This is a genomic window from Pseudomonas sp. UYIF39 (genome assembly GCF_029963765.1).
Classification (GTDB): Bacteria; Pseudomonadota; Gammaproteobacteria; order Pseudomonadales; family Pseudomonadaceae; genus Aquipseudomonas.
In genome coordinates this window covers 163579-188303 of record NZ_JALBYU010000008.1, presented here as the reverse complement: position 1 = coordinate 188303, position 24725 = coordinate 163579, and the positions used below count along the sequence as shown (strand labels likewise).

Here is a 24725-nt window from a genome sequence, read left to right as displayed (position 1 = left end):
AAATTTTCCAGCATGGTCAGAGTCAGCTGCTACAAAGAGACAATCGTAAAAGGGGGGTGCTTATGTACCAGCTCTACGGACACCAGAACTCCGGCGCAGCCGCGATTGAAGCCGCACTCGAGCTTTGCGAAATTCCTTACCGCTTCATCGACGTTGAATCCTCTCCCGAGGCGACCCACGCGCTGGAGAAGCTCAACCCGCTCAAGCAGATTCCGACCCTGCAATTGCCCGATGGCAGTGTTCTAACCGAGAGCGCGGCGATTCTGATTCACCTGGGGCTCACGTTCCCCCAATCAAACCTGTTGCCGAAAAACACCGCCGCGCGGGATCAGGCCATTCGCGGCCTGGTGTACATCGTCAGCAATTGCTATTCGGCCATTGGCATCATCGACTACCCCGAGCGCTGGTTGGCCGAGGCGGATGAATCGTCCAGGCAAAACCTCATGGCCGGCGCCCGCTCGCGATTGCACAGGAGTTGGGAAGTGTTTGCCGATCAGTTTTCAGGCGATTTGTACCTGGGCGATGAGACGCCGGGGGCGCTGGATGTGCTGGCGGCGGTGGTTTCCAGATGGGCGGGCAGTCGGGAACATTTGCGCAGTGCCCGACCCGGGTTTTTCGCATGGCTTACGCGCATCGACCGGCACCCGACATTGGCACCGGTCTTTGCGCGGCATTGGCCGGACTGATCTATTCGCCGCGAATGTACTGCTCCAACTGGCGAATCAGTTCAGCCTGTTCGGCGATGGCTTCCTTGACCAGGTCGCCGATCGAGAGCAAACCGATTAACTGGCCGTTTTCCACCACCGGCAAGTGGCGCAGGCGCTTGTCGGACATGATGCCCATGCAGGTTTCGACGGTTTGATGGGTATCCACGGTGATCACCGGCGACACCATGATGTCTTCGACCGGCGTACCGACGGAGGAGCGGCCCTTGAGCACGAGTTTGCGCGCATAGTCACGTTCGCTGATGATGCCGACGACCTCGCCATTCTTTACGACCGGCAATGCGCCGACGTTTTTGGCGGCCATGACCATCAGCGCTTCCAGCACCATTTGATGCGGTGCAATGGTGTGGACTTCATGATTCTGTTCAGCCTTTAACTTCAGCAGTTGGGCGACGGTTTTCATGGCAGTTTCTCAGGTGTTGTCGTTGTCCTTGAAGAATCGTAGACACGGGCGCTGAGGGCAAGGCAGAAAGCGGCAGATAACGCGCAAAAAACGCCATTCAGCGGTTTTTCTGCGGAAAACCTCTAGCGCCCGGTCTCAAACGTAAAGGATATACCGTTTGTTACCGGGACCCACACACTGCCAAATCCTTAAGCCTCCACGCTATCCACGCAATGACGCGTAGAATTGCGCCTTGAATCAAATCTTGAGGTTGCAGTGGTGGATTTACAGCGGGGCTTCGTCCTGACCCGGCATTGGCGCGATACCCCGGCCGGTACGGAAGTCGAGTTCTGGCTGGCGACCGACACCGGTCCCCGGCGGATCCGTCTGCCTCATCAACCGTCGGTGGCGTTCATCCCCGCAGCCCAGCGTGAGCAGGCCGAAGTGCTGCTGCGCGGCGAAAAGAACGTCGAGCTGCGGCCGTTGGCGTTGCTGGATTTTGAGCACCGCCCGGTACTCGGTTTGTATTGCCAGCAGCACGGTCAGTTGATGCGCCTGGAAACCGCGCTGCGCAGGGCCGGCGTCGACATGTTCGAAGCCGATGTGCGCCCACCGGAACGCTACATGATGGAGCGCTTCATCACCGCGCCGGTCCGGTTCAGTGGCACGCCGAACGCCGAAGGCCTGCTGCTCGATGCGCAGATGAAACCCGACCCCGACTATCGCCCGAGCCTCAGGCTGGTCTCGCTGGACATCGAAACCACCGCTCAGGGCGAACTGTACTCCATCGCCCTGGAAGGTTGCGGCGAGCGCCAGGTCTACATGCTCGGCCCGCCCAATGGTGACGACAGCGAAGTGGATTTCCAGCTTGAATACTGCGATTCCCGAACCCTGCTACTGAAAAAACTCAACGAATGGTTCGCTCGCCACGACCCCGACGCGATCATCGGCTGGAACGTCGTGCAGTTCGACCTGCGCGTACTACACGAACACGCCCGGCGCCTGGCGGTACCGCTGAAACTGGGGCGTGGCGGCGAAGAAATGCAGTGGCGCGAGCACGGTAGCCGCAACCATTACTTCGCCTCGGCCGCCGGCCGGCTGATCATCGACGGCATCGAATCCCTGCGCTCGGCGACTTGGAGTTTCCCCTCGTTCAGCCTGGAAAACGTCGCGCAAACCCTGCTTGGCGAGGGCAAGTCGATCGACAATCCGTACCAGCGCATGGACGAAATCAACCGCATGTTCGCCGAGGACAAACCGGCCCTGGCCAAGTACAACCTCAAGGACTGCGAGTTGGTGACGCGGATTTTCGCCAAGACCGAGCTGCTGACCTTCCTGCTGGAACGGGCCAGCGTCACCGGTTTGCCGGCGGACCGCAGCGGTGGTTCGGTGGCGGCGTTCACGCACCTTTACATGCCGCTGATGCACCGCCAGGGTTTCGTCGCGCCGAACCTTGGGAACAAGCCTGCGCAAGCCAGCCCCGGCGGGTTTGTCATGGACTCGCAACCGGGCCTGTACGAGTCGGTGCTGGTGCTCGATTACAAAAGCCTCTATCCATCGATCATCCGAACCTTCCTCATCGACCCGGTGGGCCTGATTGAAGGGCTTGAACATCCCGATGACAGTGAGTCAGTGCCAGGCTTTCGCGGTGCGCGTTTTTCCAGAACCCGGCATTGCCTGCCCGCCATCGTCTCCCGAGTCGCCGAAGGTCGCGAAACCGCCAAGCGCGAACACAATGCACCGCTGTCCCAGGCACTGAAAATCATCATGAACGCCTTTTACGGCGTGCTCGGTTCCAGCGGTTGCCGCTTCTTCGACACACGCCTGGCGTCATCCATCACGCTGCGCGGTCACGAGATCATGCTGCGCACGCGACAGCTGATCGAAGCCCAGGGCCATACGGTGATTTACGGCGACACCGACTCAACCTTCGTCTGGCTGCGCCGGGCCCATGGTCAACAAGAAGCCGCACAAATCGGCCGCGCGCTGGTGGATCACGTCAACCAATGGTGGCGCGAGCATGTGCAGCAGCAATACGGTCTGGAAAGTGCGTTGGAGTTGCAGTTCGAAACCCACTACAAGCGCTTTTTGATGCCGACCATTCGCGGCGCCGAGGAGGGCAGCAAGAAGCGCTATGCAGGGCTTGTGACCCGCGCCGATGGCACTGACGAAATGGTCTACAAAGGCCTGGAAACCGTGCGCACCGACTGGTCGCCGCTGGCCCGGCAATTCCAGCAGGAACTGTACCTGCGCATCTTCAATCGCAAACCCTATCAGGACTATGTACGCGACTACGTGCGCAAGACGTTGGCGGGGGAGTTCGACGATCGCCTGATCTACCGCAAGCGCCTGCGCCGCACCCTCGATGATTATCAGCGCAACGTGCCGCCTCACGTGCGGGCCGCGCGGATGGCCGATGAGTACAACGACCAGCAGGGCCGTCCGCGGCAATACCAGAACGGTGGCTGGATCAGTTACGTGATCACCGTCGCCGGGCCCGAGCCGCTGGAAATCCGCGGCGCGCCCATCGACTACGACCACTACGTCTCCCGGCAACTGCAGCCGGTGGCGGACGCCATTCTGCCCTTCTTGGACGACGACTTTTCAACCTTGATGGGTGGGCAGTTGGGCCTGTTTTGAGTCCAGCAGCAACAACGTCCAGTCATCCAGGATACCGTGGAAATACTGGTCAAGTGCTCGATGAAAGTCGCTGTTGGCACCGGCAACCTGGGCGAACAGCGTCATGGAAGAGTGAAACTTGAGATCGTCGGGATGGCCGAATATGCCGGCAATCGAGCTATTTTCGATGTTCAGCACCATTTGCGTGCAGGTGCGCAACCGTGAGCCCAGCAGTGGATGATTGAGGTACGCCGCAGCTTCCTCTTTGGAACGAATGGCAAAGTGGCGGGACATCTCGCTGCCGCCCAGCCCTGAGAATTGCGGAAAGATGAACCACATCCAGTGACTGCGCTTGTGGCCGGCGTTCAGCTCGGCCTGGACCCGTTTGAACACCGGGTCCTGTGCCTGGATAAAACGTTGCAGATTAAAGGAATCGTCCTGATCAGTGCTTCTCATGCCGAAGCCCTCTGACAGACTGCGATGGCTCAGACCATGGCCAACCGCTGTTTGCGTTGTGGCGCGCGAAACGCCTGGTCCAGCGCCTCCAGATCCCCAGCCTCCAGTTGCAATTGCGCGGCTTGCGCGTTCAGTTGCACGTGCTCGGGTCGGACCGCTTTGGGGATGGCGATCACACCTTCCTTACGCAGCATCCATGCCAGCGCTACCTGGGCCGGCGTCACACGGTGACGGGCGGCTATTTGCTTGAGCGTTGCATGGTTCAGCATAGGCCCACCCTGACCGATCGGACAGTAGGCCATGACTGGCATTTGATGCTGGTGGCTCCAGGGCAACAGATCAAACTCGACGCCGCGTTCTTCCAGGTTGTAGAGCACCTGATTGGTGGCACAGGCCGTTGAGGCCAGTTCCTCCAGGTCCTCGACATCAAAATTGGAGACGCCCCAGCGACCGATCTTGCCTTCTTCGCGCAGGCGTTCGAAGGCTTCGACCGTTTCTTCGAGGGGGTACTGGCCGCGCCAGTGCAGCAGGTAGAGATCGATGTAATCGGTATCCAGACGTCGCAGACTGCGTTCGCACGCTTGGGGGATGCCTTTGCGGCTGGCGTTGTGCGGGTACACCTTGCTGACCAGAAACACTTCGTCACGCCTGCCGGCGATGGCTTCACCGACCACTTCCTCAGCGCCGCCCTCGCCGTACATTTCAGCAGTGTCGATGAGGGTCATGCCGAGTTCGATGCCCAGGCGTAATGCCGCCACTTCCTGGGTGTGCCGGGAACGGTCTTCGCCCATGCGCCAGGTGCCTTGGCCGATGACCGGTACGTTGACGCCGGCCAGTTCGAGGGTCCGCATCCAAACCTCCTTTATGAATTTCGATCGATACTTCAGTGGGCAGCAGAATAGCCCGGTGGTTCCGTCGAGCACCAGAAAGGAGGTGTCCCGGGTTGCCAACTTACGGACCGTCGGCACTGCACTTTTCCAGGATTTACGGCTCTATCCTTGGCCAGCCTGCGGCGAATCCCCACCGCCGGCCCATGCCCAAGTTCAATAACCCATGGCTCGAGTTTTACCCCTCACCACCACACAAATCCGCCGCCGTTGCCTGCTGTTGGCCTGCTTGTCGATGCTCGCCGCCTCCGGGTGCAGCCAGCAGCAGGGCAGCGACATCGTCAACCAGTTCCGCGAAGGCACACCCCAGGAATTCCTCCAGACCAGCGTCGACCGCATGGCGACCCTGGCGATGCGCGACAACCTCGACAGCCTCTACCTGCTGATGAGCAAGCTCTACTTGCGCAACCCGGACGAGTTGAAAAAATCCGGCTTCCTCGACGCCCGCACCGCTGGCAAGCAAGTGCGCATGGCCATCGAACAGCAACAGCCGCTGCCGACCCTGGGGGGCAAAAAAGACCTGGCAGCGCTGCGTTTTGCCATGAGCCCGGAGTTTCTCGGCGACCGCGTCGGTGCCTTCATCTATGCCATCGGCAGCATGCTCGTCACTGCCCACGGCAATCGGCTCGAGTTCTACATGACGGATGCGATCAACCCGACGTTCGTCAGCAACGCTGCCCGCAACATCGAAATAGCCACCTGGATACTCAGCCAGCGGCAAAATAAGCACGGCGAGCCTTTGCTGTTTTCCAACGAAATCTCGGAGGAGGGCAGCAACCTGAGTTTTGCCGTGGAGTTCGGCAAGATCGTCGCGCGGCTGGACCTGCTGACGCAGATGCTGGACGAGCGCTACCGCCGGATCGGTTTGAATTACGCGCAGAGTTTGCTGTTTTTGAATTTCTTGCCGGTTCAGTAAGCAAGGAAGTGCATAACGATAGTTCGCATCGATATAACTGGTTATAAGAAAAATCGCTATGCTGCGAGCCAGATTTTTCATGCGTTTCTTGTGGGCGTGTTAATGGAATTCGGTAATTTCGGTTTAGTCGTGGCAGGTCTGGTAGTCGGCTTTATTGTCGGGATGACCGGTGTCGGTGGCGGCTCGTTGATGACTCCCATTCTGTTATGGTTCGGCGTCAATCCGGCCACCGCAGTGGGGACGGATTTGCTGTACGCGGCGATTACCAAGTCCAGCGGTGTGCTGGTTCACAGAAAGAACAAGAACATCGACTGGGCCATTACTGGTTGGCTGACCCTTGGCAGTGTGCCGGCGGTGGTGCTGACGCTGTGGTTCCTGAGCACCTTGCAAACATCGCCCGAGGCGATGAACGCGGTCATCAAACAGGCCTTGGGTTTTGTCCTGTTTGCCACGGCGCTGGCAATTTTCTTCAAGAAACGCCTGCTCGATTTCGCCCATAAACGCGCGGGCGGTCATTACAACCCCAGCGGCAACCGCTTGAATGCGCTGACCGTGATCACCGGCCTGGTCCTCGGCACCATGGTTGCCCTGACCTCCATCGGTGCTGGCGCCCTGGGCACCGTCGCGTTGTTCATTCTCTATCCGCTGCTGCCGACCCGCCGCCTGGTGGGCACGGAAATCGCGCACGCCGTACCGCTGACCCTGGTGGCCGGTCTCGGCCATGCGAGCATGGGCAACATGGATTGGCACGTGCTGGGTTACTTGCTGGTCGGTTCGCTGCCGGGGATTTACCTGGGCAGCCACCTGACGGGCCGCATCTCCGATGAAGTGCTACGACCTTGCCTGGCCACGATGCTGGTGCTGATCGGGTACAAACTGGCCTTCTGATTCCGTCCGTTCCAGAAACAACCCCAAAAATCTGCCGCTGATGCTCAGTGAGCTGCGGGCGCGGCTTAGGGTTGGGTCAGAATTTCCAGCAGATGCCCGTCCGGGTCATCGAAATACACCCGCCGACCTGTGCCGTAAGTATTGATCTCGTTCGGTCGTTGTTTGCCGGGGTCGGCCCACCAGGGTTGCTTTCGGGCTTGCAGGCGGGCGAAGGTCGCATCGAAATCGTCGTCACCGATCAAAAACGCGTAATGCTGGGAGGCAATCGGCGGGTCATTGTCGTAGAAGTCCAGCGACACACCGTTGTCGAGCTTGACGATCAGCATCGGGCCGAAGGGTTCGGGGCTGTGCAGGCCGAGGATGTCTGCCAGATAGTTGGCTGATATTTGCTTGTCGCGGCACCAGACGATGGTGTGGTTCAACTGAGCGCTCATGCAGCGGTCCTCACGGCGGATCAGGGCGTTGTTGTTCAGCGATGAGATTAGCTCAGGCTGTTGCGCAATGACCGCCCTGACCTAAGCTTGGGGCAAGGCGAGACACAATTGCGGTGCGTCACCCGGAACGAACGCCGCGATGCGCAATCATTAGAGCGTGGATATCAAAAGGAGATGCGCATGCTCATCAGGTCATTGACCCTGACTACTCTGCTGGCTTTCGCCGGCCCCTTGCTCGCTGCCGATGACGGCTCACCGCTGGATATAGACAAGGGCAGGGCCCGGCCACTGATTGTCATTGCTCCAAGCACCGCTGACCCGGTTTGGGTGGGCCTGAAAAAGTCGCTGGGCGATGCGGCCAACAAGGAGGGTGTCGCCCAGCGCAATATCAGGGTGTACAGCGTGCTGAACATGTTCGGTCAGCTTGACGGCAAGGATCTCGGCCAACAGGACACGATGGCGCTGATCCGCTCGCTGAAACTCGGTGCGGGGGCGTTGCCCAAAGTCATCCTGGTGGGCAAGGACGGCGAGAAGAAGTTTGAGAGTTCGGGGGATGAATCAAAATCGGTCGATTTGAAGAAAATTTTCGACACGATCGACGCACTGCCAGCGACCGAAAAAGAAGCCGCAGCGGCGACGGTCGCGACGCCTGTTGAAGCTGCAGAACCGGTCAATGGGGCAAAGGGCGCCAAGGGGGCAAAACCAGGCAAACCGGCGAAACCCACCAAGCCGCCTGAAATGCCGGATGATTAAACGCAGTTTTTGTAATTGAATGGCCTCGCCCTCGCTGTCGTTGGCTTCTATAAGAATGCCACCGTGGCGCACAGACGCCTCGGCTTGGGCGAGTCCATTCAATTACAACAATGAAAAATGGGCGTCCTCAAGAGGTCGCCCATTTTTTTTGCTCGGCAGCTGCTAAAAAATCGGGTGTTTCGGCGTGAGATGTACTGGCTTCTATTGGTCTCGGAAGTTTCCTGCAAGTCCTGTCGGTCTTTATGAACTGGTTTCTGTCAGAGAGCACCGCTAGCCTTCGTCAGCCACCGCGAAATCGCGGTCGGACGTGGGAGTCCGCGACACTGAGGGATCCAAGGGACGAAAACACCAATGGCACAAAAAGGAGCCTCGTCTGTGAAAAAGTTCAGCAAGCATCAACCGCAAACCCAAACCGACGCCGATCATCTCGATCCCGCAAAGCCGTGTGAAACCGCAAAAGGCGCAGTCACCCGAAGCCCCATGCGTACCGCAACGACCCAGCAGATTTTCACTGTTGCTCCTGGTGTCGACACACTAACCCTGCTGAATCAGGCCTGCGAAAACCTTGCCTCCATGAATGTCCTGATTGCGAATTTTGCCGGGAAACTGGAAGGCTCGAACCGCAAGGTGCTGCTGTCGATTCAGCAATTGGCGGCGGTCACCGAGTTGTTGGTGAATCAGGCACGGGAAAATCTTGATCCGAGAAGCGATGCACCTGACGCTCAGCCGCCGACTCGGCATTGAGCTGACGCAGTAACGACAATGGGCGACCTCAAGGGGTCGCCCATTTTTTTGCCTGCTAGAGATCTGTAGCAGCTGCCGAGCCTGCGAGGCTGCGTTCGGCGGCGAAGCCGTCGTAAAACCTGCAACCGAGGTCTTTCAGGAAAACCTCACTTGACAGATCACGACCGCTGCGTCCGAACGCGGCCCAAGCCGAACGCAGCCTCGCAGGCTCGGCAGCTGCTACGAAATTTGTGCTTCTCGGCTACTTGCTCAGAGCACTCAATATCGTATGAGCAATCTTGATCCGCTCAGGATTCGGGTAGTTTTTGTTGGCCAGGATCACGATGCCGATGTCTTTCGACGGCACGTACGCCACGTAAGCACCAAAACCGCTTGTTGAGCCGGTTTTATTGATCAATACGTTTTCTGGTTGAGGTTGCGCCGGGGTCAGCCACTGGACTTCGTGAGCCTCCATCGCCATCTGCGTCGAGTTACCCGCCAGCAATGTGTCGAGGGAGACCGGGTAATGGTAGAACTCCCAACCCAGCCCCTGAGTCATCTCGCCCACCTTGTAGTAACCGGTATGCGTCGTGGCGATTGCCCGTTGCATCAAGCCTTCGAGGCTGGCCGGCTTCATGTTTGCCTCAACATACCGAATCATGTCCGCCGCGCTGGTTTTCACCCCATAAGCCTCCGAGTCCAGTGCCCCTGGCCCAACCCGCACAGGTTTGTCTTCCTTGTTGTAACCCTGAGCGTAAAGCCCCATTTGAGCTTGCGGCACCTTGAGGTAAGTGTGTTTCAGCCCGAGTTTCGGCAGCAGGGTATTTTCCATCACGTCATCAAACGGAGCGCCCATGCTTTGGGCGGCGAGGTAGCCGAACAATCCCAGGCTCGGGTTCGAATACTGCCGATGGGTGCCTGCGGCAAAAGTCGGTTTCCACTGCTTGAAATAGCCGAGCATCTTGTCCGGTGCATCGGCGGCGTCGGGGAATTGCAGCGGCAGGCCACCGGCGCTGTAGGTACCCAGTTGCAGCACGCTGATGGTGTCGAACGCGCTGCCACGCAGCTCCGGCAGCACGCTGCTGGCCTTGTCCGACAAGGACAGTTTGCCGGTGGCCTGAGCGTAGGCGGCGAGGGTCGCGGTGAAGGTTTTGCTCACCGAACCGATCTCGAACAGAGTGTCTTCGGTGACGGCTTTGCCGTTTTCCTTCGAGGCCACGCCGTAGTTAAAGTAATGTGGCTGGCCGTTGACGGTGATTGCGATCGCGACACCGGGAATCTGCTGTTGCTGCATCACCGGTTCGATGGCGGCCTTCACGATGGCTTCAATGCGGTCATCAGCAACGCAATGACCGGCGCTGAGGAAAAGTACGATAGCGCTGTAGGACGCGAGTTTGTTATGCATGATTGATTCACTTTCCATGAGTTTCAAGGGTGTTAACCGCTACACTCCGAGCGGCTTTTCAATCCGGGTTGCTGATGGGCGAGCCAAATCTATGCAGTCTGTCGAGGTTCGACAACCGATGATATTTCGGACGAGCCATTAGAAAAATTTGGGAGTGGGCATGATCCGGCCTCAATTACCGCTCAATGCATTGCGCGCCTTCGAGGCCTCCGCCCGGCATTTGAGTTTCACCCGGGCGGCCGTTGAGTTGTGTGTCACGCAGGCGGCAGTGAGTCATCAGGTCAAAAGCCTTGAGTCTCAACTTGGCGTCACCCTGTTCAAGCGCTTGCCCCGCGGGCTGATGCTGACCAGCGAGGGCGAAACCCTGCTGCCGGTGTTGCGCGAGTCTTTCGACCGTATTGCGCGCACCCTTGAGCGATTCGAGGGCGGACATTTTCGTGAGGTATTGACGGTCGGCGCGGTGGGGACGTTCGCGGTAGGCTGGTTGTTGCCACGGTTGACCGACTTCCAGGCGAAACATCCGTTCATAGATTTACGCCTGTCGACCAACAACAACCGCGTGGACGTGGCCGCCGAAGGGCTGGATTACGCCATACGATTTGGTGCCGGGGCGTGGCATGGCATTGAAGCCGTGCGGTTGATCGAGGCGCCATTGTCGGTGTTGTGTGTTCCCGAGATTGCCCGGCAACTGAGAACACCGACAGACCTGTTGCAGCAAACGCTGTTGCGTTCCTATCGCGCGGACGAGTGGCCCGAATGGTTTCAGGCCACGGGCCTCTCGACCCACACAGCGCAGCCACGAAGCATCGTCTTCGACTCGTCACTGGCGATGATGGAGGCAGCGCTGCAAGGGGCGGGGGTGGCATTGGCGCCGCCGCTGATGTTCGCCCGGCAACTGGCGGCGGGTGCAATCGAGCAACCGTTCGCCATCGGGATCACCACCGGCAGTTACTGGCTGACCCGTTTGCAGTCGCGCCCTGAAACGTCGGCGATGGCGGCGTTCAAGAGTTGGCTGCTGCAAGCGGCACACCTGTAGGAGCCCGGAGCAAGCTTGGCTCCTACAGGATTGCGGTGTTCCGATAGACCTAGCGCACCAGACACGGCCGCTTGTTATCGAATTTCCAACCCGGAATCAGAAACTGCATCGCCACGCTGTCATCCCGCGCGCCCAGTCCCATGCCTTTGTACAACTCATGGGCCTTGGCCAGCTGATCCATGTCCAGTTCGACGCCCAACCCGGCTTTCTTCGGCACCTGCACGCAGCCGCCGACGATTTGCAGCGGCGCTTGGGTCAGGCGCTGGCCGTCCTGCCAGATCCAGTGGGTGTCGATGGCGGTGATTTCACCCGGCGCGGCGGCCGCGACGTGGGTGAACATCGCCAGGGAAATATCGAAGTGGTTGTTGGAATGCGAACCCCAGGTCAGGCCCCACTCATGGCACATCTGCGCCACGCGGACCGAGCCCTGCATGGTCCAGAAGTGCGGGTCGGCCAAGGGAATGTCCACTGATTGCAACTGGATCGCGTGGCCCATTTCCCGCCAGTCGGTGGCGATCATGTTGGTGGCGGTTTTCAGACCCGTGGCACGACGGAATTCCGCCATGACTTCCCGTCCGGAATAACCGTTTTCCGCGCCGCACGGGTCTTCGGCGTAAGCCAGGACGTGATGCTGATCCCGGCACAGGCGAATGGCTTCCTTGAGTGACCACGCGCCATTCGGATCGAGGGTGATGCGCGCATCGGGGAAGCGTTCGGCCAGGGCGGTGACGGCTTCGATTTCGTCATCGCCACTGAGCACGCCGCCCTTGAGTTTGAAGTCCTTGAAGCCGTAGCGGGCGTGGGCGGCTTCGGCCAAGCGGACCACGGCGTCGGCGGTCATGGCTTTTTCGTGACGTACGCGGAACCAGTCGTTGTCGGCGTCCGGTTCGCTGCGGTAGGCCAGGTCGGTTTCGCTGCGATCACCGACATAAAACAGGTAACCCAGCATCTTCACTTCATCACGCTGCTGGCCTTCGCCGAGCAGGGCGGCCACCGGCACGTCAAGGTGCTGACCCAGGAGATCAAGCAGGGCGGCTTCCAGGCCGGTGACGGCGTGGATGGTGATGCGCAAATCGAACGTCTGTAACCCGCGACCGCCGGCATCGCGATCGGCGAAGGTCTGGCGCACTTGATTGAGGATCTTCTGATAAGTGCCAATCGGGCTGCCAACCACCAGGCTGCGCGCATCTTCGAGGGTCTGGCGAATGCGCTCGCCGCCCGGTACTTCACCGACGCCGGTGTGACCGGCGTTGTCTTTGAGGATCAAGATGTTGCGGGTGAAAAACGGCCCGTGAGCACCGCTCAGGTTGAGCAACATGCCATCGTGGCCGGCCACCGGAACAACCTGCATGCTGGTGATGATCGGGGCTTTGGCGGTTTCTTGTGTGTTCATTGTCATGTCCTTCAAAACAGATGTTCAGGCGTGGTTGGACGCTGGTTTGGCCAGTGCAATGGTAGGTGCGGATTTCGGTTTGTTGCGTGCGGCGAAGACGATGATTGCGGCGATGATCGAGGTCGCAGCCAAGCCGTACAGCCCGCCCTGAATCGAGCCGGTGCGCTCTTCCAGCAGGCCGAACGTGGTCGGCGCGACGAAGCCACCGAGGTTGCCCACTGAGTTGATCAGCGCGATCACGCCGGCAGCGATCCGTGCATCCAGATACGCCTGAGGAATCGGCCAGAACAGCGACGACGCCGATTTGAAACCCAACGCAGCAAAGCAGATGGCGACGAAAGCGAAGATCGGCCCGCCGGTGGTGGACATGAACATCCCGGCCGCCGCGATCAGCAGGGCAGCGGCGACCCAGGCTTGCTGATGCTTCCATTTGGCCGACAGCGAAGCGAAGGCGTACATGCCGATGATCGACAGCAACCACGGGATCGAGTTGAACAGCCCGACTTGAATATCGCTCAGGTCGCCCATCTTTTTGATGATGCTCGGCAGCCAGAAGGTCGCGGCGTAGATGGTCAATTGGATGAAGAAATAGATCAGGCAGAACAGGATGATCTGGCGATCCTTGAGCAGCTTGCCCAACGACGGTTTGATTGGCGTCGCGGCTTCGCGAGCCAGTTGTTCGTCGTCGATGGCTTTGACCAGCGCGTCCTGCTCTTCTCGACTCAGCCATTTGGCGTCGTGGGGTTTGGAGTCCAGCCAGAACCAGACGAACACGCACAGACCCACCGAGAACATCCCTTCAATGAAGTACATCCATTGCCAGCCGTGCAGGCCGAAACCGCTGATTTGCAGCAGTAACCCGGACAACGGGCCGGAGATCAGCGAAGCAATCGCCGAACCGCTGAGGAAGATGGCAATCGCCTTGCCGCGCTCAACGCCAGGTAGCCAGCGGGTGAAGTAGTAAATCACTCCGGGGAAGAAACCTGCTTCGGCCACGCCCAGCAGAAATCGCAGGATGTAGAAGTGGGTTTCGTTCTGGATGAAGGCCATGCAACCGGCGACCAGGCCCCAGGTCAACATGATGCGGGTCAGCCAGATTCGCGCGCCGACTTTTTGCAGGAGGATGTTGGAGGGGACTTCAAACAACGCGTAACCGATGAAGAACAGACCGGCGCCGAGGCCGTAGGCGGCAGCGCCGATGCCCAGGTCATGCTCCATGTGGGCGCGGACGAAGCCGATGTTCACGCGGTCGATGTAGTTGACGATGAACATGATCACGAACAGCGGCAGAACATGGCGTTTCACTTTGGAGATGGCGGACTTCAGGACCGAATCGGCGCCATCGCTCATCCCGGATATGGATGTATTCACTGCGTTATCTCCCACTGATTATTTTTATGCGGGGTGTGGCTGGGTGTTGCGATGTTGATAGACATCATACAACTACGTTTTTTCATCCCGCAAGAGTGGTTGCTCAACAAAATGGCGCTTTATTGAGCATTTATTATTCTTTTTCGGTGATACATGACCTTTGTAATGGTCTCGAATACGCTATTTGTTGAGTGTTGTCATACAAGCTATGCGGCGTTTTCCTGAGATTCCCGTCCAGCGCAGTGCTACGATTCCGCTAGCCCTGCTTCCGGATGATCGCCATGCAAGAAGACCTCGACGCGCCTGCCCGCAAGCGCACCCACAACCTGGCCCATGACCTGGTCGCCAAACTGACCCAGAGCATCTTGCTCGGCCAGATGCTGCCTGGGGACAAGCTGCCGTCGGAGAACACGATTGTTCAGGAGCACGGGGTCAGTCGCACGGTGGTGCGCGAGGCGATCTCGAAGTTGCAGGCGTCAGGTCTCGTGGAAACCCGCCACGGCATCGGCACCTTTGTGATCGAGCGAGCACCGGAGCAGGGGCTGCGGTTGAACGTCGATACCGCGCTGGGGGTGCGCAGCATTCTGGAGTTGCGCATGGGCCTGGAAACCCAGGCCGCCGCACTGGCTGCAACCCGTCGCACGGAGCATCAATTGGCGCAGATGCGCGAATCGCTAAACGACTATCAAAGCCTGCTGGCCAACAACGACAGCTGCGTCGAAGCCGACAAGCGCTTCCACTTGCTGATCGCCGAAGCCACCGGCAACGTGTGCTTCACCGAAATCATGCAGCACCTGGGCAGCGCCATGATCCCGCGCACCCGGGTCAATGCCGCCGAGCGCGGCGCAGTGGACTTGAGCAAGCTCGGGCAACTGGCCAACCTTGAGCACGAGGCGATTCTCAACGCCATCAAACGTCAGGATCCGGATGCGGCGCGGGCGGCCATGTGGCTGCACCTGACCAACAGTCGCGACCGGTTTTCGGCCGATCGCTGACCACCATTTGGCTACTCGAACAGAACCCGGCCAGTGCGCCGGGTTTTTTGTGGGCGTCAGTCGCATGGGCGCCGGTCTGGATCAGGCCCCGGTGACTTGAGCAACGACCTGCCTGCGCTCCAGATTCAAGGCCAGCACGCTGACCAGCACCACCAGTGCTCCCCCAACGATCATCAATGTCGGCCGCTCGCCCAGCGCAAAAGAGGCAATTGCCATGGCGGTCGGCGGGATCAGATACAGCGTCATCGTCGCGCGGCTCAAATCCACATGAGAGAGCACATAGGCCCAGGCGAGATACGCAAGGGCACTTGGGAAAATGCCCAACCCGATGACCGCAAGCTGCACTTCAATTGGAGCGGTAATGACCTGGCTCACCAGCCCCGGGAGATAAACCAAAAGCAGCAGCGTCCCGAACCACACCGTGTAACACACCAGCGTCAGCCCGTCGTAGCGCCGGGAGTGATGCTTCTGCAAGGCAAAGTAAAAACTCCACGACACCGCCGCCAACAAAATCAGCAATCCATGGGCGTCGATGCTCCCCAGCCCGTGATCCCCGGCCACCACAATCACCACACCGATCAACCCCAGAAGAACGCAGCCCCAGCGCCACACGCTCACCCGGTCCTTGAACACGAAACGCGCCAGCAACGTGCTGAACAGCGGCGTTGATTGCGCCAACACGCTGGAGGCGCCGGCGCTGACACTTTGCTGGCCGAAGTTCAGCACGACATGGTGCAGGCTCACGGCAAAGAAACCGAGCGTGAACAGCAGTGGCAGGTCACGCCTGTTCGGCAGGCTGATGCCTCGGAACACTGCGACCACCGCCATGAATGCCGACGCCAGCAGAAACCGCAGCAAGGCCAGATGACCAGGCTCATAGGCCTGCAAACCGATGTGAATGCCGGTCGGTGAGTATCCCCAGCAGCCGACAACAAATGCCATGGCCAGGATGATTTTGACGGGAGACCCGCTGGAGGGCGTGATTGGCTTCATGATCGGGCACCTGTAGGCGGATGCACCCAGTATCAGAAGCCTGACTGTTCTCCACAACTGACTTATAGTGCGTCAACTCTTCACTTTGGGTGATGTATGGAGCTGGCACAGATACGCATGTTCAAGACCGTCGCCGAGGTCGGCAGCATCGCCCGGGCGGCCGAGTTGTTGCATTGCGTGCCGTCGAACATCACGGCACGGATCAAGTCTCTGGAAGCGGAGCTGGGTGTTGCGCTGTTTCTGCGCGAGGGTCGAGGGCTGCGAATCAGCCCTGCGGGGCAGACCTTTCTGGCTTATGCCTCGAAAATTCTCGCCCTGACGGCGGAAGCCAAGCGCGCGGTGGACCCTTCGGCCCAGCCGTCCGGGCCGTTGCGCATTGGCGCCATCGAGTCGTCGGCGACCGGTCGATTGCCGCGGTTGCTGGCAAAATTCCACAAACGTTTTCCGGCGGTGGCGCTGGAGCTGACCACCGGCACCTGGAGCCAATTGCTCGACGACACACTCAATCACCGGCTCGACGGCGCGATCGTTGCTGTAGATGTCGAGCGCTCACACCTCAAACGCACACCGATGTATCGCGAGGAGCTTTTGTTGATAGCCTCGACGTCCCTGGGGCCGGTACGGAACATCGCGGACTTGCAGGATAAGACCGTGTTCATGTGGCCCCAGGGTTGTCCCTACCGGGCGGCGCTGGAGCATTGGTTGCTGCGGCAGGGGCAGGCGTTGCCGATTGTCAGCCTGGCCAGTTACGGGGCGATTGTCGGCTGCGTCAGTGCCGGGGCGGGTATCGCGCTGGTGCCAAAAGGCGTATTTGATCAGTACGCCAAAGGGGCGGGTTGCGCGGGGTATGAGTTCCCCGAGCTGACGGCGATCGACAACCTGTTTTACTGGCATGAAAACGCCGGGGTTCACCCGGCGCGGGAGGCGTTTGTGGGGATGTTGCGTGAAGAGTTCGAGTAAGCGGATTTCAAGTCACGCTGACATCGCGCATCAATAACCCAAACTGCAAATCCACCGCATCCGGAATCGGCAGGTACACGGTGTGCCCATCCCCCGGCGCCACCTCGATCGGCTCGCCTTTGACGTTTTGCAGATCATGCAAATCGAAATGAAAGTTGCCCTTGGGCGTCATCAGTTCCATGTGGTCGCCCAGACCAAATCGATTCTTCACCTTGACCTCCGCCATCCGGTCACGCCGCTCGCCGGTCAGCTCGCCGACAAACTGCTGCCGCTCCGACACCGAACTGCCGTGCTGGTAGTTCTGGTATTCGTCATGCACATGCCGCCGCAGAAAACCTTCGGTGTAGCCGCGCTGGGCGAGGGATTCCAGGTCCGTCATCAGGTTGCGGTCGAACTCGCGACCGGCCACCGCGTCGTCGATCGCCCGACGGTAAACCTGAGTGGTCCGCGCGCAATAAAAGTGGGATTTGGTCCGGCCCTCGATTTTCAGTGAGTGCACGCCCATCTGCGTCAGGCGCTCGACATGCTGCACCGCGCGCAGGTCCTTGGCGTTCATGATGTAAGTGCCGTGCTCGTCTTCGAAGGCCGGCATCAATTCGTCGGGCCGATTGGCTTCCTGCAACAGGAACACCTGATCGGTCGGGGCGCCGATGCCCAGGGTCGGTTCGGGCTGGAAGGTCTGCACAATCTCTCCGAGCTGGTTTTCCGTGGCCTGCTGCGCCGAGTACTTCCAGCGACAGGCATTGGTGCAGCTGCCCTGATTGGCGTCGCGCTTGTTCATGTACCCGGACAGCAGGCAGCGACCGGAGTAAGCCATGCACAAGGCGCCGTGGACGAATACCTCCAGCTCCATCGCCGGGACTTGCTCGCGGATTTCGGCGATTTCTTCCAGGGACAGTTCCCGCGACAGGATGATTCGGCTCAAGCCTTGTTGCTGCCAGAACTCGACACTGGCCCAGTTCACCGTGTTGGCCTGTACCGAAAGGTGAATCGGCATCTGCGGATAATGTCGGCGGACCAGCATGATCAGGCCTGGATCGGACATGATCAGCGCGTCCGGCGCCATGGCAATCACCGGCGCCAGGTCTTTGAGGAAGGATTTCAGTTTGGCGTTGTGCGGGGCGATGTTCACCACCACATAGAAGCGCTTGCCTTGAGCCTGGGCCTCGTGAATGCCGAGGGCCAGATTGGCGTGATCGAATTCGTTGTTGCGCACCCGCAGGCTGTAGCGCGGTTGGCCGGCGTACACCGCGTCGGCGCCGTAGGCGAAGGCATATCGCATGTTTTTCAGGGTGCCGGCGGGGGCGAGCAGTTCCGGGGGGAGCAGGGTCATGGCAGTGTCGGTCACAAAAGCCGCGGAGAGTAAGCGACTTGCGCCAAGGTTTCATTGATCTGGATCTATGCTTGATGAACAAACGGATGGCACTCGCGCGAACCGTGGCGGACTAAGCATCAGGACGCGACATTGTGTCCTTGCGGACTGACATGGATCGGACATGAACGAAGAGACAGTACAAAACAAATCACTGGTGATCTTGCTAGGGCTGGTCACCGCCGCGTTTATCTGGATTTTGCTGCCGTTTTACGGTGCAGTGTTCTGGGCGGTGATCCTCGGTATCCTCTTCGCGCCCCTGCAGCGACGACTGCAACTGAAGTTCGGCTGGGAGCGCAATCTGACGTCGCTGCTCACCCTGAGCATCTGCCTGGTGATCGCGATTCTGCCGGTGATTGTCCTCAGTATCTTGCTGGTTCAAGAAGGGGCCTCGGTGTACAAGAGCATCGAAAGCGGCGAGCTGGACATCGCCGGGTATGTGACGCATTTCAAACACAGCCTGCCGCCGTACTTCCAGCTCTTGCTCGATCGGGCCGGGGTTGGCGAGTTGGACGGGCTGCGGGAGAAAATCATCAAGAGTGCAGTGACAGGCAATGAGTTTGTCGCCACGCAGGTCTTCAGTTTCGGACAGGGCACGTTTGATTTTTTGGTGAGTTTTTTCATCATGCTTTACCTGCTGTTCTTCTTTCTGCGGGACGGCGCCGAACTGGCCCGCAAAGTTCGCGCTGCAGTGCCGCTGCAGGAGCACCAGAAACGTCGTTTGCAACTCAAGTTCAATCGCGTAGTGCGGGCGACGGTGAAGGGCAACCTGGTGGTGGCGATCACGCAGGGTGCATTGGGCGGTTTGATTTTCTGGTTTCTGGATATTCCGAGCGCGCTGCTCTGGGCGGTGCTGATGGCGTTTCTGTCGCTGTTGCCAGCGGTGGGGGCAGGGATCGTCTGGGCGCCGGTGGCGGCGTTTTTCCTGTTCGCCGGAGCGATCTGGCAGGGCGTGGTGCTGGGGCTGTACGGGGTTTTTGTGATCGGCCTGGTGGATAACGTGCTGCGACCGATCCTGGTGGGCAAGGATACAAAGATGCCGGACTATCTGATCCTTATCTCGACCCTTGGCGGTCTGGCGGTCTTCGGCCTCAATGGCTTTGTGATCGGGCCGCTGATCGCTGCGCTATTTATGTCGAGCTGGGCCATCTTCATTGAAACCAAGCCGCGGGTGCAGCTGCCTTAAGCGCTGATTTGGCCTTGGCAGATGCGTTGCGACAGTGCCTGGGCAGCCGGCAGCGAGGTGAGCGGACCGCTGATCGGTTCGCCGTCCTGCACAAGGTACCAACAGGCGAGCAATCCTAGCTCTCTGAGCGGTGCGGGAACGGCGCTGCCGATAACGGACATGATCTGAACCTGGGACATAAGTACCTCCATCAATCTATGGAGCTACCTTACGGACCTGACGCCTGAACGGACAATCAACGCTTTCGATAGTCGTCATTGATGCCAATGAGGCTTCGCTTCAGTCGACCACCAGATCCAGCATATGAACCACTTCCTGCTCGTTGAGCAGGCCTTTTCGCACCAGGTTTTCTGCCAGCAGCGAAAGAAACTTGGCGCTGCGATGGCCTTCCAGGTGCTTGAGTTCGGTCAGTGCGTTGTACACCTTGCTGGAAGTGCACAAGCCGACAATGCGGTGCGGGTTTTGCGTGGGCATGAGGTCGTCCTTGTTTTTATCAACCTGTTGTTAACGGACAGATCCAAGATTGCGGACCTGACATGACATAAATATGACCGTTTTCCCCAAAGCGGGGGAAGGGTGGCGAGTCAATCTTGCCAACTTGCACCGCAAAGACTGTCCCGACAGCGACCTTGGCGAGATTTATCCAGACCTTTGCCGACGGACGGTCACAAAAAGGCCCCGCTGTTGAGGCGGGGCCTGATGATACCGTTACCAGCGGCCATAGCCGTGGGGAGGGCCGTAATAACCGCGCGGTGGACCGTAATAACCACGTGGCGGGCCGTAGTAAACCGGCGGCGGGCCGTAATAGACCGGTTGTTGCACGTAGACCGGTGCCGGCTGGTAATAAACCGGTGGCGGGCCGTAGTAAACCGGTTGTGGCTGAGCGTAAACCGGTTGCTGTACATAGACCGGGCGGTTGCTGTTGATGATGGCCGAACCGACGATGGCCGTGCCAACGATCGCGCCAAATACCGCCGGCCCTTCCCAACCGTGACCGCCGTGACCGCCGCCAGCCTCTGCCTGCCCGGCGATAGCAAGAGCACCGATCAGCAAGGCTACTGTGGGGATTTTACGGATCATGATAGTTCCTCGGTTCTTCGCCCCGGCGCTTGAGTCTGCAATAGACCCAAGGATTGTCGCGGGGATACTTCTAAGACAGCGTTTTTTTCAAAATCAGCACAGCCGTTGGGTAAATTTTGTGTAAGGTCTGTACTCGCTTCTTTACGGTTCAGTGGGGCCGCGTGCAGACACGCCGTTATGATCGATCAGACCCGATGGATTGGCTAATCCCGTCCATCTGAAAGTGCTATTCAAGGAGATTTTTCATGCAGATGAACCCCGACAGAGACACCCAGCTGTGCATGTCGCTTTCCGCACGTCCCGGGAACTTCGGTTTGCGGTTTCACAATCATCTGTATGAGCAACTGGACCTGAATTTTTACTACAAAGCCTTCAGCAGTCAGGATCTGCCAGGCGCCGTTGTTGGCATTCGCGCCTTGGGGATTCGTGGTTGCGGTGTGTCGATGCCGTTCAAGGAGGCCTGTATTGACCTGGTCGATGAACTGGACGCCTCCGCTGCGGCCATTCAATCGATCAACACGATCGTTAACACTAATGGCCATCTCAAGGCTTACAACACCGACTACATCGCGATCGCCCAGTTGCTTGATACCCACCAGGTGCCGAAGGAGTTGACCTTTGCCCTGCGCGGCAGCGGCGGCATGGCCAAGGCGGTGGCCAGTGCCTTGCGCGATGGTGGCTACAAAAATGGCCTGATCGTTGCCCGTAACGAGCGTTCCGGACGGGCGTTGGCCGAATCGCTGGGCTATCGATGGCAAGCGGAGCTGGGCTCGGAGCGGCCGCAGATGCTGATCAACGTCACACCGCTTGGCATGTGCGGCCCCGAGGCCGATCAGCTGGCGTTCGATGTTGAAACCATCGCTGCTGCCGAGACTGTCTTCGATGTAGTGGCATTCCCCTCGGAAACACCGTTGATTGTGCGCGCTCGTGGTGAAGGCAAGCGAGTGATCTGCGGGCTGGAAGTGATCGCGATCCAGGCGCTGGAGCAGTTCGTGCTCTACACCGGCGTGCGGCCGACCGATGAGCAGTTTCACAAAGCCGTGGAATTTGCCCGCAGTGGCCTTGGCTCTCCTGCTGCCCAGCAAGCGAACCGTGACTGAGGTTACTCATGCATCCTGCCATTCTGGATTATTGGGACGGCGAGTAACGCAGGGTTATTCGAGGCGGGCCAGACGCTCTTCCAGCGCGGCAATTCGCGCCTCAAGCTCTTCGATCCGCTCAACCGATACACCGCCACCCGCGCCACGTTCAGTCGGGTTCTGTCGTGCCGCCAGGATCACTTCGATGTCTGCCGGGTCGCCCAAGGCGTGCATGTAGCGGTCTTCGCGCTGACCAGCCTGGCGCGCAATCAACAGCGCCAGACCGCGAGCGATCAAGCGTTCCAGTTGATGCACCACCTGCTCGGCATCTTCGAAGTCATGCATGCGGCCGCTGCGGGTCAGCAGTTCATTGACCGTTTGCGGACCGCGCAGGAACAGCAGCCCCGCAAGAATGACTTGAGCCGGCACCAGTTCCAGTGCCTTGTCGACCTTGTGTTCCCAGCGATCCGCACGGCTGCCCATCACCAGTTTGGTGAAGCCGCGTCCTTCGAGGGCGCGCAGGCTTTGGCCGACCTGACCCTGGGTCAGGTTCATCACCGGCTCACGGCTGGTTTTCTGGTTGCAGGCAATCACCAGCGCATTGAGTGTCAGCGGATAGGTTTCCGGGCTGGTGGCCTGTTTTTCGATCAACGAACCCAGAATGCGGATTTCCGTGCTGTTAAGCCGCGGGTCGTCGAACGTTGTCTCTTGCTCAGTACTCATGATTCTTTATCCTTCCCGGGGTCAATTTTTTCTCCTGCTGGCATGCACTTTAGATTGACGTGTGTCAATGGCAACTGAACTCGTCACGCCTTCTTAGCAATTGTTACAAAAGCTAAATGAATAATTAACGCAATTTTTACAATCCGACGAGCAACGTATGCTTGGCCGAGAACTGGCGGGCTTTACTGTGGGCATCTGGTAGTTCTCCCATCGACGATTTAAGCCTTTTTGACTGGACTGTGGAGCAAAGCATGAAGCTGACGTGGGTATTGGCCAAGAGCAATGCGCTGATCGGCGCGAACTCCCTATGAATGTTCTGGTCACTGGCGCCGCCGGTTTCATCGGTTATCACACTGTTAAGCGTTTGTGCCGGGAAGGCCTTGAAGTCATCGGAATCGACAACCTCAACGACTATTACAGCGTTGAGCTCAAACGCGCACGGCTTAACGAGCTTGCGTGCTTGCCAGGCTTTCGTTTTCAGACCCTGGATATCGTCGACAAACCGGCACTGATGGCGTTGTTCAAAGAACATCGTTTTACCGAGGTTGTGCATCTGGCGGCCCAGGCGGGTGTTCGCTATTCACTGGACAACCCGGACGTCTACGCGCAATCGAACCTGGTGGGTTTTCTGAATGTGCTGGAAGCGTGCCGTCACTATCGCCCCGAGCACCTGATCTATGCATCAAGCAGCTCGGTGTACGGTACCAACAGCAAAATGCCGTTCAGTGTCGAAGACGCTGTCGATCACCCCATTTCACTGTACGCGGCCAGCAAACGTGCCAATGAGTTGATGGCTCACAGCTACTGTCATTTGTATGGTCTGAAGGCCAGCGGCCTACGCTTTTTTACCGTTTACGGACCTTGGGGACGCCCCGACATGGCGCTGTTCAAGTTCACCGAAGCGATCCTCAACGGCCTGCCGATCGATATCTATAACCACGGCCAGATGGCGCGCGACTTCACTTACATCGACGACATTGTCGAAAGCGTCACCCGTCTGCGCCCTCGGCCGCCGATTCCGGACGGGGAGGGCGACGGCGTCAACCGGATTTTCAACATCGGGCGTGGCATGCCGATAGCTCTGCTAGAGTTCGTCGATTGTCTGGAGTCGGCGCTGGGGATCAAAGCGCAGCGCAACTTTCTTCCACTGCAGCCTGGCGATGTGGTCAAGACTTGGGCTGACGTGTCGGCATTGACCCAATGGGTCGACTTCCACCCTCAGGTGACGGTGGAAGCGGGTGTAGCGGAATTTGTGAAGTGGTATCGCCACTTTTATCAGAGATGAAATGTTCGCCCTTGATAATAAGAAACCAAGGATTAAAGGGGGGACCCTATGAGTTATGAAATATTTGTATCTGTACTGATTCCGGCAAAAAACGAAGCGAACAACCTGAAGCCCTTGATTGAAGAAGTGCGCGCGGCCTTGGCCGACGAAGCGTACGAAATCATCGTCGTGGACGATGGCAGTACCGATGCCACCTTGCACGAACTGCGGCAGATGAAAAACAGTGGCCTGAGCACGCTGCGTATCCTGCGTCATGAGCGTTCGCTTGGGCAAAGTACCTCGCTTTACCATGCGGCACTGGCTGCCAAGGGGCAGTGGCTGGCCACGCTCGATGGCGACGGCCAGAACGATCCTGCGGACATCCCCGGGATGTTGGCGCTGGTGCGCGGTGAACAGGGGCTGGCCGGCATTCAGTTGGTGGCCGGGCACCGGGTCAACCGCCGCGACAACGCGAGCAAGCGCTGGGCTTCACGGTTTGCCAATGGATTGCGCAGCCGCATGCTCAAGGACCAGACACCGGACACCGGTTGCGGATTGAAGTTGATCGAGCGGGCGGCGTTTCTGCGCCTGCCGTACTTCGATCATATGCATCGGTACATTCCTGCGCTGATCCAGCGCCACAACGGCCGAATGATCACTCATCCGGTCAACCACCGTCACCGCACATCCGGGGTCTCCAAATACGGCAACCTCGACCGTGCCCTGGTGGGCATTCTCGACCTGATCGGCGTCTGGTGGCTGATCCGGCGCACGCGCCTGAACGCCATTGCGCAGGAAATCGAAGGATGAATCTTTCCCGTGAAACCCTGTGGCTGGTGGTCGGCTTCGCCGGCCAGATAGCCTTTACCGGTCGCTTCGTCTTGCAGTGGCTTTACAGCGAATACAAGAAACGCAGCGTGATTCCAGTGAGTTTCTGGTACCTGAGCATCGTCGGTAGCGCCCTGCTGCTCGCTTATGCCATTTACCGGGAGGACCCGGTGTTTATTGCCGGTCAAGCCTTTGGCTCGATCGTTTATCTGCGCAATTTGCAGTTGATTGCCCGCAGCAAACACTTAAAGGACTGA

Annotated in this window: 27 protein-coding genes; 14 read left to right on the top strand and 13 right to left on the bottom strand. The window is 58.9% G+C overall.

The features are described 5' to 3' along the window. Positions 1-62: 62 nt before the first annotated feature. Positions 63-686, top strand: a complete 624-nt coding sequence (locus MO767_RS13570) for a glutathione S-transferase (protein WP_282480896.1) — start codon at positions 63-65, stop codon at positions 684-686. Between the two features lies 1 nt (position 687). Here the strand turns inward: MO767_RS13570 and MO767_RS13565 are convergent, their stop codons facing one another. Beyond that, complete coding sequence (locus tag MO767_RS13565) at positions 688-1128, bottom strand: CBS domain-containing protein (RefSeq protein WP_046056085.1); 441 nt, start codon at positions 1126-1128, stop codon at positions 688-690. Positions 1129-1386: 258 nt separating this feature from the next. Between MO767_RS13565 and MO767_RS13560 the strand changes: the two genes are divergently transcribed. Continuing rightward, positions 1387-3747, top strand: a complete 2361-nt coding sequence (locus tag MO767_RS13560; RefSeq protein WP_282480989.1) for a DNA polymerase II — start codon at positions 1387-1389, stop codon at positions 3745-3747. Here the strand turns inward: MO767_RS13560 and MO767_RS13555 are convergent. Continuing rightward, complete coding sequence (locus MO767_RS13555; RefSeq protein ID WP_282480895.1) at positions 3712-4182, bottom strand: DUF1810 domain-containing protein; 471 nt, start codon at positions 4180-4182, stop codon at positions 3712-3714. The genes MO767_RS13560 and MO767_RS13555 overlap by 36 nt on opposite strands. 29 nt (positions 4183-4211) lie before the next feature. After that, positions 4212-5033: an aldo/keto reductase gene (locus tag MO767_RS13550; RefSeq protein ID WP_282480894.1), complete on the bottom strand. Its 822-nt coding sequence runs from the start codon at positions 5031-5033 to the stop codon at positions 4212-4214. Between the two features lie 202 nt (positions 5034-5235). On the opposite strand from MO767_RS13550, the gene MO767_RS13545 reads away from it, so the two are divergent. Beyond that, on the top strand, positions 5236-5985 hold the full coding sequence (locus MO767_RS13545; RefSeq protein WP_282480893.1) for a hypothetical protein: 750 nt from the start codon (positions 5236-5238) through the stop codon (positions 5983-5985). Positions 5986-6087: 102 nt separating this feature from the next. Beyond that, entirely contained in the window at positions 6088-6873 is a 786-nt protein-coding gene (locus MO767_RS13540) for a sulfite exporter TauE/SafE family protein (protein ID WP_282480892.1), read from the top strand. A 65-nt stretch (positions 6874-6938) separates the two neighbouring features. Here the strand turns inward: MO767_RS13540 and MO767_RS13535 are convergent, their stop codons facing one another. Next, the gene (locus MO767_RS13535) at positions 6939-7307 is read right to left on the bottom strand and encodes a VOC family protein (protein ID WP_282480891.1); all 369 of its coding nucleotides are present in this window, start codon (positions 7305-7307) and stop codon (positions 6939-6941) included. Positions 7308-7487: 180 nt separating this feature from the next. Between MO767_RS13535 and MO767_RS13530 the strand changes: the two genes are divergently transcribed. After that, entirely contained in the window at positions 7488-8060 is a 573-nt protein-coding gene (locus MO767_RS13530) for a DUF4174 domain-containing protein (protein WP_282480988.1), read from the top strand. 375 nt (positions 8061-8435) lie between these two features. Then, entirely contained in the window at positions 8436-8804 is a 369-nt protein-coding gene (locus tag MO767_RS13525; RefSeq protein WP_282480890.1) for a DUF6124 family protein, read from the top strand. A 241-nt stretch (positions 8805-9045) separates the two neighbouring features. On the opposite strand, the gene ampC is transcribed toward MO767_RS13525, so the two are convergent. Beyond that, positions 9046-10188 (bottom strand): class C beta-lactamase, encoded by a 1143-nt coding sequence (ampC, locus tag MO767_RS13520; RefSeq protein WP_282480889.1) that lies wholly within the window; start codon positions 10186-10188, stop codon positions 9046-9048. Between the two features lie 160 nt (positions 10189-10348). Between ampC and MO767_RS13515 the strand changes: the two genes are divergently transcribed. Beyond that, a complete protein-coding gene (locus MO767_RS13515) occupies positions 10349-11224 on the top strand; it encodes a LysR family transcriptional regulator (protein ID WP_282480888.1) in 876 nt (291 codons plus the stop codon). Positions 11225-11273: 49 nt separating this feature from the next. Here MO767_RS13515 and gudD read toward each other — a convergent pair whose 3' ends face one another. Both gudD and MO767_RS13505 read right to left on the bottom strand, forming a co-directional pair. Beyond that, the gene (gudD, locus tag MO767_RS13510; RefSeq protein ID WP_282480887.1) at positions 11274-12617 is read right to left on the bottom strand and encodes a glucarate dehydratase; all 1344 of its coding nucleotides are present in this window, start codon (positions 12615-12617) and stop codon (positions 11274-11276) included. A 24-nt stretch (positions 12618-12641) separates the two neighbouring features. After that, a complete protein-coding gene (locus MO767_RS13505) occupies positions 12642-13988 on the bottom strand; it encodes an MFS transporter (protein WP_282480886.1) in 1347 nt (448 codons plus the stop codon). A 281-nt stretch (positions 13989-14269) separates the two neighbouring features. On the opposite strand from MO767_RS13505, the gene MO767_RS13500 reads away from it, so the two are divergent. After that, entirely contained in the window at positions 14270-14983 is a 714-nt protein-coding gene (locus MO767_RS13500; RefSeq protein WP_282480885.1) for a FadR/GntR family transcriptional regulator, read from the top strand. A gap of 81 nt (positions 14984-15064) precedes the next feature. Here MO767_RS13500 and MO767_RS13495 read toward each other — a convergent pair whose 3' ends face one another. Then, on the bottom strand, positions 15065-15976 hold the full coding sequence (locus MO767_RS13495; protein ID WP_282480884.1) for an EamA family transporter: 912 nt from the start codon (positions 15974-15976) through the stop codon (positions 15065-15067). A 96-nt stretch (positions 15977-16072) separates the two neighbouring features. Here MO767_RS13495 and MO767_RS13490 point away from each other — a divergent pair, with 96 nt between their 5' ends. Further along, on the top strand, positions 16073-16936 hold the full coding sequence (locus tag MO767_RS13490) for a LysR substrate-binding domain-containing protein (RefSeq protein WP_282480883.1): 864 nt from the start codon (positions 16073-16075) through the stop codon (positions 16934-16936). A gap of 7 nt (positions 16937-16943) precedes the next feature. On the opposite strand, the gene yegQ is transcribed toward MO767_RS13490, so the two are convergent. After that, positions 16944-18269, bottom strand: coding sequence for a tRNA 5-hydroxyuridine modification protein YegQ (gene yegQ, locus MO767_RS13485; RefSeq protein WP_282480882.1), 1326 nt, complete (start codon positions 18267-18269; stop codon positions 16944-16946). Positions 18270-18432: 163 nt separating this feature from the next. Between yegQ and MO767_RS13480 the strand changes: the two genes are divergently transcribed. Beyond that, positions 18433-19494, top strand: coding sequence for an AI-2E family transporter (locus MO767_RS13480; RefSeq protein WP_282480881.1), 1062 nt, complete (start codon positions 18433-18435; stop codon positions 19492-19494). Here the strand turns inward: MO767_RS13480 and MO767_RS13475 are convergent. From MO767_RS13475 to MO767_RS13465, 3 genes are all read right to left on the bottom strand, one after another. After that, positions 19491-19673, bottom strand: a complete 183-nt coding sequence (locus tag MO767_RS13475; protein WP_134423592.1) for a hypothetical protein — start codon at positions 19671-19673, stop codon at positions 19491-19493. The genes MO767_RS13480 and MO767_RS13475 overlap by 4 nt on opposite strands. A gap of 100 nt (positions 19674-19773) precedes the next feature. Continuing rightward, positions 19774-19968 (bottom strand): hypothetical protein, encoded by a 195-nt coding sequence (locus tag MO767_RS13470; RefSeq protein ID WP_003179723.1) that lies wholly within the window; start codon positions 19966-19968, stop codon positions 19774-19776. A gap of 234 nt (positions 19969-20202) precedes the next feature. Next, entirely contained in the window at positions 20203-20574 is a 372-nt protein-coding gene (locus tag MO767_RS13465; RefSeq protein WP_046054168.1) for a hypothetical protein, read from the bottom strand. A 245-nt stretch (positions 20575-20819) separates the two neighbouring features. On the opposite strand from MO767_RS13465, the gene MO767_RS13460 reads away from it, so the two are divergent. Next, a complete protein-coding gene (locus MO767_RS13460; protein ID WP_282480880.1) occupies positions 20820-21674 on the top strand; it encodes a shikimate 5-dehydrogenase in 855 nt (284 codons plus the stop codon). A gap of 54 nt (positions 21675-21728) precedes the next feature. Here MO767_RS13460 and MO767_RS13455 read toward each other — a convergent pair whose 3' ends face one another. Beyond that, positions 21729-22376, bottom strand: coding sequence for a DUF480 domain-containing protein (locus MO767_RS13455; RefSeq protein WP_282480879.1), 648 nt, complete (start codon positions 22374-22376; stop codon positions 21729-21731). A 307-nt stretch (positions 22377-22683) separates the two neighbouring features. Here MO767_RS13455 and MO767_RS13450 point away from each other — a divergent pair, with 307 nt between their 5' ends. The 3 genes from MO767_RS13450 to MO767_RS13440 are packed head-to-tail and all read left to right on the top strand — an operon-like array spanning position 22684 to position 24725. Continuing rightward, a complete protein-coding gene (locus MO767_RS13450) occupies positions 22684-23661 on the top strand; it encodes an NAD-dependent epimerase (protein ID WP_282480878.1) in 978 nt (325 codons plus the stop codon). 48 nt (positions 23662-23709) lie between these two features. Then, entirely contained in the window at positions 23710-24450 is a 741-nt protein-coding gene (locus MO767_RS13445) for a glycosyltransferase family 2 protein (RefSeq protein ID WP_282480877.1), read from the top strand. Next, positions 24447-24725, top strand: a complete 279-nt coding sequence (locus MO767_RS13440; RefSeq protein ID WP_008148397.1) for a lipid-A-disaccharide synthase N-terminal domain-containing protein — start codon at positions 24447-24449, stop codon at positions 24723-24725. The genes MO767_RS13445 and MO767_RS13440 overlap by 4 nt, the downstream gene beginning before the upstream one ends.

What these genes read in the sequence shown, in the direction of transcription:
- MO767_RS13570 (WP_282480896.1), top strand. Translation starts at nt 63, where the DNA reads ATGTACCAGCTCTACGGACACCAGAACTCCGGCGCAGCCGCGATTGAA.
- MO767_RS13565 (WP_046056085.1), bottom strand. Translation starts at nt 1,128, where the DNA reads ATGAAAACCGTCGCCCAACTGCTGAAGTTAAAGGCTGAACAGAATCAT.
- MO767_RS13555 (WP_282480895.1), bottom strand. Translation starts at nt 4,182, where the DNA reads ATGAGAAGCACTGATCAGGACGATTCCTTTAATCTGCAACGTTTTATC.
- MO767_RS13550 (WP_282480894.1), bottom strand. Translation starts at nt 5,033, where the DNA reads ATGCGGACCCTCGAACTGGCCGGCGTCAACGTACCGGTCATCGGCCAA.
- MO767_RS13545 (WP_282480893.1), top strand. Translation starts at nt 5,236, where the DNA reads ATGGCTCGAGTTTTACCCCTCACCACCACACAAATCCGCCGCCGTTGC.
- MO767_RS13540 (WP_282480892.1), top strand. Translation starts at nt 6,088, where the DNA reads ATGGAATTCGGTAATTTCGGTTTAGTCGTGGCAGGTCTGGTAGTCGGC.
- MO767_RS13535 (WP_282480891.1), bottom strand. Translation starts at nt 7,307, where the DNA reads ATGAGCGCTCAGTTGAACCACACCATCGTCTGGTGCCGCGACAAGCAA.
- MO767_RS13530 (WP_282480988.1), top strand. Translation starts at nt 7,488, where the DNA reads ATGCTCATCAGGTCATTGACCCTGACTACTCTGCTGGCTTTCGCCGGC.
- ampC (WP_282480889.1), bottom strand. Translation starts at nt 10,188, where the DNA reads ATGCATAACAAACTCGCGTCCTACAGCGCTATCGTACTTTTCCTCAGC.
- MO767_RS13515 (WP_282480888.1), top strand. Translation starts at nt 10,349, where the DNA reads ATGATCCGGCCTCAATTACCGCTCAATGCATTGCGCGCCTTCGAGGCC.
- gudD (WP_282480887.1), bottom strand. Translation starts at nt 12,617, where the DNA reads ATGAACACACAAGAAACCGCCAAAGCCCCGATCATCACCAGCATGCAG.
- MO767_RS13500 (WP_282480885.1), top strand. Translation starts at nt 14,270, where the DNA reads ATGCAAGAAGACCTCGACGCGCCTGCCCGCAAGCGCACCCACAACCTG.
- MO767_RS13495 (WP_282480884.1), bottom strand. Translation starts at nt 15,976, where the DNA reads ATGAAGCCAATCACGCCCTCCAGCGGGTCTCCCGTCAAAATCATCCTG.
- MO767_RS13490 (WP_282480883.1), top strand. Translation starts at nt 16,073, where the DNA reads ATGGAGCTGGCACAGATACGCATGTTCAAGACCGTCGCCGAGGTCGGC.
- yegQ (WP_282480882.1), bottom strand. Translation starts at nt 18,269, where the DNA reads ATGACCCTGCTCCCCCCGGAACTGCTCGCCCCCGCCGGCACCCTGAAA.
- MO767_RS13480 (WP_282480881.1), top strand. Translation starts at nt 18,433, where the DNA reads ATGAACGAAGAGACAGTACAAAACAAATCACTGGTGATCTTGCTAGGG.
- MO767_RS13475 (WP_134423592.1), bottom strand. Translation starts at nt 19,673, where the DNA reads ATGTCCCAGGTTCAGATCATGTCCGTTATCGGCAGCGCCGTTCCCGCA.
- MO767_RS13470 (WP_003179723.1), bottom strand. Translation starts at nt 19,968, where the DNA reads ATGCCCACGCAAAACCCGCACCGCATTGTCGGCTTGTGCACTTCCAGC.
- MO767_RS13465 (WP_046054168.1), bottom strand. Translation starts at nt 20,574, where the DNA reads ATGATCCGTAAAATCCCCACAGTAGCCTTGCTGATCGGTGCTCTTGCT.
- MO767_RS13460 (WP_282480880.1), top strand. Translation starts at nt 20,820, where the DNA reads ATGCAGATGAACCCCGACAGAGACACCCAGCTGTGCATGTCGCTTTCC.
- MO767_RS13455 (WP_282480879.1), bottom strand. Translation starts at nt 22,376, where the DNA reads ATGAGTACTGAGCAAGAGACAACGTTCGACGACCCGCGGCTTAACAGC.
- MO767_RS13450 (WP_282480878.1), top strand. Translation starts at nt 22,684, where the DNA reads ATGAATGTTCTGGTCACTGGCGCCGCCGGTTTCATCGGTTATCACACT.
- MO767_RS13445 (WP_282480877.1), top strand. Translation starts at nt 23,710, where the DNA reads ATGAGTTATGAAATATTTGTATCTGTACTGATTCCGGCAAAAAACGAA.
- MO767_RS13440 (WP_008148397.1), top strand. Translation starts at nt 24,447, where the DNA reads ATGAATCTTTCCCGTGAAACCCTGTGGCTGGTGGTCGGCTTCGCCGGC.